We start from the raw sequence: 7,552 nt of genomic DNA, 5'->3' as shown, positions 1-7,552 counted from the left end.
GAAACTAGGAGCAGATTTTTATTTTGCTACTCCTTATCATTCGTGGGAGAGGGGATTAAACGAGCATACCAATGGACTGTTAAGACAATTTTTCCCCAAGGGAACGAATTTTAAAATCGTTAAGCCAGAGGAGGTGGAAAGAGCCGTAAACTTGATTAACAATCGTCCTCGAAAATGTCTTGACTATCGTACCCCGAATGAGGTATTCTATAAAGGTAGATCAGACAGTGATGCAATTCAGACTTGAATTGGCCTTTTTTAAGGAAACAAACTGCAAATAACATTCTGCTGCATATTTAATAAAACCTTCCCAATGGGCATAGAGAGTGGTTATTCCGGCTCTAATTAATACATCTTGCTCAGTTCCTTTTTGTGGAGGAATTTTAGTTTTTAAAATACTAAGTTCTCTGATTCGCCATGCCATATCTTCATCTAAGTTTTTCTGGAGAATTTCGATAGTTCTATTATCTTTACTCATTACTTTTTAAAATATTTTTTGCCAAATTCAATCATTTTGAGCATTCTAGTTCTAGCTCTCGATCCCGTACCGATGTTATAAATAAAGTCAGATTCTGACCACATTTCCTGAATTTTTGTTCTTAGCAGTTCAATATCTTGAGTAGAGTAATCATCAATATTTTCTCGTAATCCTGTGGTGATCGCTTCATAAGCAGAATCGAGAAATTTACCCTTAAATCTTGTTCCATCATATTTGGTAAAAGTATCTTCATTCGTCGCTTGATCAAGCAATAAAAACATTTTAGCGAATTTTTCTTGCTCTAACACACGATCAAAAGTGGTGGAATTGCATAATTCTATCAGATAGTCAGTCAAATATTCATTAACCTCTTTTTTGTTCAATGATTTTGGATCAAATGTGGGAGAAGACAGGGCAAAATATTTAAGAATTAGTTCCAAGTCGTAGCGTTCTTGTCTTAATCGCTCGGATAGGGAAATACAATTTTTAAAATTCTCATTTTCTGCCAAGTCTTCTAACCACTTATATAGGCTTTTATCTAGCATAATCAAAAGACAATTACGCACCTCTTGATAAGATAAAAAAGAGCCACCGGTATTTAAACGATCAAAAACTTCAAACTTAGCATTTTTATCCGATTCTTTTTGGATAATCTGAACCTGTATTTTCGCTCTTTTGAAATCTATTTTTAGAGATGGGGGCAAATTATACTCTCCTTCCTCTGCACCTTCCCACATAACTCCGTTTAAGCTAGGTAATAACTTAGTACCTTGAAGCACCAGTTTCGGTTTTTTCTTAGTTTCATCGTCCTCATCTCTTAAATCGCCAACAAATTCCAAAATTGTTGAAATCCTTTGTAATCCATCCACCAATTCCCAAACACTATCTTCTTCTCTCTGATAGACAAAAATAGAGGGAATAGGAATTCCTAATAGTATCGATTCTATGAATCGGCTTTTTTGGGCTATTGTCCAACGAAAATATCTTTGAAAATCTGGATTAATTGTCATTTCTTTGTTATTATAAAGACTAATAATCTCTCCGATTGACATAGGATAGTTATCGGTACGAAATTCTTTAGTTTTTGCCTTAACTTCTTCTAATAAATTCATCTTATAGCAGTTATCTTAATGGTGAAGTACAAAGTTTTCGTTTTGGGGAGCCGGTCGTCAGGATTCGATACCAAATTAGGTTACACTTCATCTTTAGAAACAAAGCTGTAATTTTTCTATACTTAGTATAATCCCTATATTCTACTTTAATACCATCCGCCAATTCAAAAATGAAACGCGTCAACCTCAAGAGTTGACAGAAAAAGGCTCATCCCCGCAATTGGCACAAACATCAATTTTCAGGTGGCTAATCTGCAAAGACGCGATTTATGTCCCGATATTGCGGTGATGTTAGCTTGGATTGAACAGGCAAAAATCCTCACCAGAGAGTTAAAATAAGCCCTATCTCCGATAATTTTGGCATAAATTAGCCAAAAGTAGTGCCATTCCATCCCCAAAGATCACCTTTCGCCTCGGCAAATTCTAGATAAATGCGATTTTTCGGTATTCCTAAATAAGCCTCAATTTCTTGACAAAAATCACTACTCATGCTTTTAGTTTGAGCGGCGGAAATAGAACCAACACTTTTAATCTCCACATAACACACCGGCTCAAAAGTGCCAGCAAAAGTCATTTTTATCCCCGATTCTAAAGCTGTCATCACATAGGATTCGGGTTTTCCCAGATGTTTAGCTAATTTAGCCGAAAGACTCTGCAAAAGTTGATTAACCGTCTCATCATCGAGGGAGGTGACAGAAGTTTGAATTTTAATTAGAGGCATAGGAAAAATCTCAGCAATATTTTTCTATAATATAGCGTTTCCTGTTCGCAAGAGGTACATTATCGATGTTAAAAAGCTTAATCAGCAAAGGTTTAAGTTTGCCAGACAGGTGTGAGAACCGCTATAAGTACCTTTTTTATCCAGAAAAGCGATCGATGATTGTTTTGATAATTTATCTCAATTAGATGACTGTGATCCCTTCTGTTTTTTAGAAAGGGTTGCCACTTCTGAGCAAGCTTTTCCACAAGCAGAACATATCAACGTTGGCGATGGTTGACGCTGGCTAAAACCGAGGAGAACAACCGATCACTATCTAGTCTCTAAAGACAGTTAAGGAGGTACAATTTGGATAGAATCTCAAGCAGGTGAAGGAGCAACTTTTTATTTTACTTGGCATAAAAATCCTCCTAGTTAAACCCCAACTAAGTTGAGAACCGTGGTTTTTCCTCCTCTGTTTTAAGATGAGTTTTGATCCATAAGCGATCAGCTAAAACCAGAGGAGAAGCAGCAATTCAGACTTTAATTGGCGTATTTTTTAGTCAGAATCAGCACAATTATCGGATAGATGTTTTAATTTCTTCCCAAGTAATTATCTGATCGGGATTTCTTTCGTGATCATCAACCTAAAAAGATTTAATTGTGTTCAAAGATTCGGTAACGTGAGCCTTAAAATCTAACATAGAATCAAAAATATGTCTGACGATTCCCTCTTTATCAATGATATAGGTAACTCGTCCGGGGAGGACAAATAAGGTAGCGGGAACACCGAATAATTTCCGCACTCGGTTATCGCTATCACTTAAAAGGGTGAAGGGAAGATTATATTTTTGGGCAAATTGTTGATGAGATTGGGGACTGTCGGCACTAATCCCAATAACTTCCGCACCCGCATCGGTAAACACTTCGTAACTATCGCGGAAAGCGCAGGATTCTGCGGTACAACCCGGGGTGTCATCTTTGGGATAGAAATAAATGACCAGGGATTTTTTACCGATTAAATCGCCGATATTAAACGTTGTCCCTGTTTGGGAGGGGAGAGAAAAATTAGGAACTCGATCGCCTACTTTTATAGCTGCCATAAGATTAATTAATTGATAGATAATCGTGGATAGGTTGATACTCTACATTCTAACCTTTTTTGGCCTTTTGTTTAGCGCGTTTAGCGGCAGATTTGGCCGCTTTTTCGGTTTCAATGCGTTTTTGTTCGGCTTTTTGTTTTTCTTCGTCTAGTTTTTCTAGATAATAGTGATAATCTCCCGCATAGACAATTAATTCACCATCCCGAATCTCGACAATTTTGTTAGCTACCTGGGAGATAAAATAACGATCATGGGAAACAATTAAAACCGTGCCTTCATAAACTTTTAAAGCCGATTCTAACATTTCCTTCGCGGGAATATCGAGGTGATTGGTGGGTTCATCGAGAATTAATAAGTTAGCGGGAGCAAGTAACATCTTGGCTAAAGCAAGACGTGCTTTTTCGCCACCACTCAAGGATTCTACTTTTTTTAATACCGTTTCCCCACTGAATAAAAATCGCCCTAAAAGACTGCGAACTTCCACATCTTTCCAATCGGGAACTTCATCATGAATGGTATTTAAAACAGTTTTAGTTAGGTCTAAAGCTTCCGCTTGGTTCTGCTCAAAATAACTAGGAATAACGTTATGTTTACCGATTTCGATCGAGCCTTCTGTGGGAGCTTCCAACCCAACAATTAAGCGTAAAAGCGTCGATTTTCCCGCACCATTGGGGCCTAAAAACGCCACTCGATCGCCTCTTTCTATTTCCAGATTTGCTCCCAAAAAGAGAATTTTATCATCGTAAATGTGAACAAGATTTTTAATCGTTACCACTTCTCGACCACTACGAACTGCTGGAGGAAACTGGAATTTTAAGGTACGCACATCGGCGATTGGTGCTTCAATTTTTTCCACCTTTTCTAATTGTTTTTCCCGGCTTTTTGCTTGGGTGCTACGGGTGGCACTGGCCCGGAACCGATCGACGAAAACTTGCTGTTTTTCTAGTTCTTTTTGTTGACGTTCGTAGGCACTTAACTGAGCGGATTGTTGTTCATATTTTTGCTGTAGGTAGGCAGAATAATTACCTAGATAAGTGGTAGAAACCCCCCTTTCAGTTTCGACAATTTTGGTACAGAGGCGATCAAGAAATTCCCGGTCGTGGGACACTATGACCATGGGAGTGGTTAAATCCTTGAGGAATTTTTCTAACCATTCAATGGTTTCTAAGTCTAAATGGTTAGTTGGTTCATCGAGGAGTAAAATGTCGGGAGTTTGCAGGAGAATTTTGCCTAAACTCATCCGCATTTGCCAACCACCACTAAAGGAGCTTACCAAGCGATCACCGTCATCAATAGTAAAGCCCATTTCTGGTAAAATCTTCTCGATGCGTGCTTCTAATCCGTAACCATCTAATGCCTCAAATTGTCTTTGTAGGCGATCTAATTGATGAATTAAGCGATCTAATTCTTCAGGATCAGCTTTTTCCATCTGCTGGGGAATTTCTATTAGTTGATGGTGGACTTGATTCGCTTCTTTAAACACCGTCCAAAATTCCTCGCGTACCGTCCGACGGGGATCCACTTCAAATTCTTGGGTAAGATAGCCGATATGGAGACTGGTAGGACGGATGATCTCCCCGGCGGTGGGTTCCACTTCCCCCATAATAATCTTCAGTTGGGTGGATTTTCCGGCCCCATTGACTCCCACCAACCCGATGCGATCGCCAGTTTTTACTTCCCAAGTGACATCTTTTAACACTTCTCCCGTCGGGTAAATCTTACTAATTTTCTCTAGTCGTAGCATCGCTGATTTTTCTCCAGTCCTAGGCAGTTGAGGCAGTCCGTCTTTATTGTAACATTTAGTTAAGCTTTATCTAGTCTTGGTCAAGTTTTCTCGATTGAGCCACCTGACAGTATTTTTTATCTGAAAGAGATAATAATGTTTAATCCCTACCCCATAAAAAAAGAAACAGCTAGTTTCATCACCAAAGATGGAATTAGTTTAGCTGCCGATATTTATCGTCCCGATAGTAGGGAATCTTTTCCCATTTTACTAATGCGACAACCCTACGGAAAAGCGATCGCTTCCACGGTGGTTTATGCCCATCCTAGCTGGTATGCAAGTCAGGGTTATATTGTAGTAATTCAGGATGTGCGGGGACGGGGAAACTCGACGGGAAATTTTAATTTATTTGCCCATGAAATTAGCGACGGATTAGAAACTATTGAATGGGTTTTAACTATTTCTAATAATACGGGTGTGGTGGGAATGTATGGTTTTTCCTATCAGGGAATGACCCAATTATATGCGGCTGCTAATGGTCACGGTTCTTTAAAAACTATTTGCCCAGCGATGATTGCTCACGATTTATATCGAGATTGGGGTTATGAAAATGAAGCATTTAATTTACAATATAATCTCGCTTGGTCAATACAATTAGCTGCGGAAACAGCTAGATTAAAAGGGGACGAAACTGCCTATCAAAAACTCTGGGTAGCTTCCCGAAATTTACCCCTTTTTGATCCTATTGCAGCCTCTCCCCAAATTTTACAGGATTTAGCCGCCGATTCTTTTTATCACGATTGGATTACTCGTTATCTTCCCGATGACTATTGGCAAAATTTATCACCGCAAAACCTTTTAAAAAATATCGATTTACCGATGTTACATATCGGGGGTTGGTTCGATCCTCATCTCCGGGGAACTTTGAGTTTATACCAAGAAATGCAAAGTCGTTCTGTCTATCCCCAACGGCTAATTATTGGTCCTTGGACTCATCTACCCTGGGGGAGAAAAGTAGGAGAGATAGATTATGGTCAAGAGGCAATTAGTCCTGTGGATAAAATGCAGCTGCAATGGTTTGATTATTTCTTAAAAGGTCAGGAAACGGAGTTATTTAAAAATCCTCCCCTGTATCTATTTCAAATGGGGTCTAATCAATGGCAATATCTGGAAAATTTTTCCACAGAAAATCAGCAAATTTATTATCTTGCTAGTCAGGGTTTAGCCAATCTGCGCGAGGATGAGGGGAAATTAAGCGCGATTTTGTTAGAACCTGCGATCGAGGATACCATCGTTCACGATCCTTGGCGACCGGTTCCATCTTTAGGAGGTCATAGCGCCCTACCGGGGGGAATATTCGACCGCACCATGCTAGACTGTCGCAGTGATGTGATTACCTATACTTCTCCCCCTCTAGAGAAGGATTTAACGATTTTGGGTAGTCCCCGTCTGGATTGTTATTGTCAAGCAGATGCGGTTAGTTTCGATATCTGCGCGGTGGTTTCTCAAGTTACCCCCGATGGTCGAGTTTTTAATATCACTCAGGGTTATAAACGGGTAAATAATCCCGAATCATCCCTAAATATGGCCATGCAGGCTACTTTTATCACTATTCCTCAAGGTCATAGCTTGCGTTTGAGTCTCAGTGCCTCTTGCTTTCCTGCACATCCCGTCAATGCGGGGACCGGCAGCTATCCCCACCAGAGTCGAGCGATCGATTTTTCTACTATCACAATTAAGGTTTTTTGTCAAGGAAATTTTCCTGCAAAATTGCTATTACCTTTAGTCGGGGAAAGCTAAACCGCTGCGGGGATCACGAATGTATAAACCTAACACCAGCGAGGAGATAACCGTATCCCAGACGGGGGTGAATTTGTCCGCATCATCGACCCAATAATCCATAGTAATTAAACATTGAACCCCGGAACCAATACCCACGGCAATGCGCGAATAAGCGGGACGATTTTCTTGGGGATCGATGAATTGAATTTCCACCCAAACAATGCGGACAGTTTGGCGTTTTTCTTGGATAACTTCGCCGATTTCGTGAGGATTGCGGCTATCTTCACGAGCTAACTTTTTGACCATTCCTTTTAGGGGTAATTCTTTCCAATCTCCGGGGGGAAGTAAATTATAGGAAACCTCTAAACGACAATCATCATCGGGGGGTTTTCTATCTAAAAAACGAAAGGAATTATCATCGGGTTCAAAATGCCAATCTTGAGGAACTTCAAAGCGCACTGCACCGCGACCAGCTACAAAAATACTGTTACCCGGACTAGATTTCCAGTTATGATCTGGATTTAAGTCGAGGGTTTCTTTAATCCATTGCAGATTCTGTTTTTTCGATTTAGCCATAGGGATAATCCTGCGGTAAGAATCGGACTATAGCCATCATTATACAGGCTTTTTCCTGAGAATTAACCAAAACTTCTATCC

General features: G+C 39.8%; 8 protein-coding genes. 2 read left to right on the top strand and 6 right to left on the bottom strand.

All coding sequences use genetic code 11. The features are described 5' to 3' along the window. Nucleotides 1–247, top strand: a 247-nt coding sequence (locus tag H6G40_RS01765; RefSeq protein WP_190537171.1) for an IS30 family transposase, incomplete at its 5' end; no start/stop codon positions are given. On the opposite strand, the gene H6G40_RS01760 is transcribed toward H6G40_RS01765, so the two are convergent. The 5 genes from H6G40_RS01760 to H6G40_RS01735 all read right to left on the bottom strand — a co-directional run bounded on the left by H6G40_RS01760 (nucleotide 221) and on the right by H6G40_RS01735 (nucleotide 5,134). Continuing rightward, nucleotides 221–478, bottom strand: coding sequence for an MAE_28990/MAE_18760 family HEPN-like nuclease (locus tag H6G40_RS01760; protein WP_242028694.1), 258 nt, complete (start codon nucleotides 476–478; stop codon nucleotides 221–223). The two genes, H6G40_RS01765 and H6G40_RS01760, sit on opposite strands and share 27 nt — an antisense overlap. After that, nucleotides 478–1,590: a DUF262 domain-containing protein gene (locus H6G40_RS01755; protein ID WP_052277779.1), complete on the bottom strand. Its 1,113-nt coding sequence runs from the start codon at nucleotides 1,588–1,590 to the stop codon at nucleotides 478–480. The genes H6G40_RS01760 and H6G40_RS01755 overlap by 1 nt, the downstream gene beginning before the upstream one ends. 367 nt (nucleotides 1,591–1,957) lie before the next feature. Continuing rightward, nucleotides 1,958–2,311, bottom strand: coding sequence for a phenylpyruvate tautomerase MIF-related protein (locus H6G40_RS01745; RefSeq protein ID WP_002734736.1), 354 nt, complete (start codon nucleotides 2,309–2,311; stop codon nucleotides 1,958–1,960). 623 nt (nucleotides 2,312–2,934) lie between these two features. Further along, nucleotides 2,935–3,390: a peroxiredoxin gene (locus H6G40_RS01740; protein ID WP_069475114.1), complete on the bottom strand. Its 456-nt coding sequence runs from the start codon at nucleotides 3,388–3,390 to the stop codon at nucleotides 2,935–2,937. Between the two features lie 49 nt (nucleotides 3,391–3,439). Further along, complete coding sequence (locus H6G40_RS01735) at nucleotides 3,440–5,134, bottom strand: ABC-F family ATP-binding cassette domain-containing protein (RefSeq protein WP_069475115.1); 1,695 nt, start codon at nucleotides 5,132–5,134, stop codon at nucleotides 3,440–3,442. A 135-nt stretch (nucleotides 5,135–5,269) separates the two neighbouring features. On the opposite strand from H6G40_RS01735, the gene H6G40_RS01730 reads away from it, so the two are divergent. Further along, nucleotides 5,270–6,913, top strand: coding sequence for a CocE/NonD family hydrolase (locus tag H6G40_RS01730; RefSeq protein WP_190537169.1), 1,644 nt, complete (start codon nucleotides 5,270–5,272; stop codon nucleotides 6,911–6,913). On the opposite strand, the gene H6G40_RS01725 is transcribed toward H6G40_RS01730, so the two are convergent. Then, nucleotides 6,896–7,471 carry a hypothetical protein gene (locus H6G40_RS01725; RefSeq protein ID WP_069475116.1) on the bottom strand — a complete coding sequence of 192 codons (576 nt, stop codon included), beginning with the start codon at nucleotides 7,469–7,471 and terminating at the stop codon, nucleotides 6,896–6,898. The two genes, H6G40_RS01730 and H6G40_RS01725, sit on opposite strands and share 18 nt — an antisense overlap. Nucleotides 7,472–7,552 lie beyond the last annotated feature (81 nt).

Origin of the sequence: Microcystis viridis FACHB-1342 (assembly GCF_014698335.1) — a bacterium.
Taxonomy (GTDB): Bacteria; Cyanobacteriota; Cyanobacteriia; order Cyanobacteriales; family Microcystaceae; genus Microcystis; species Microcystis ichthyoblabe_A.
This window is presented reverse-complemented; position numbering and strand designations above follow the sequence as displayed.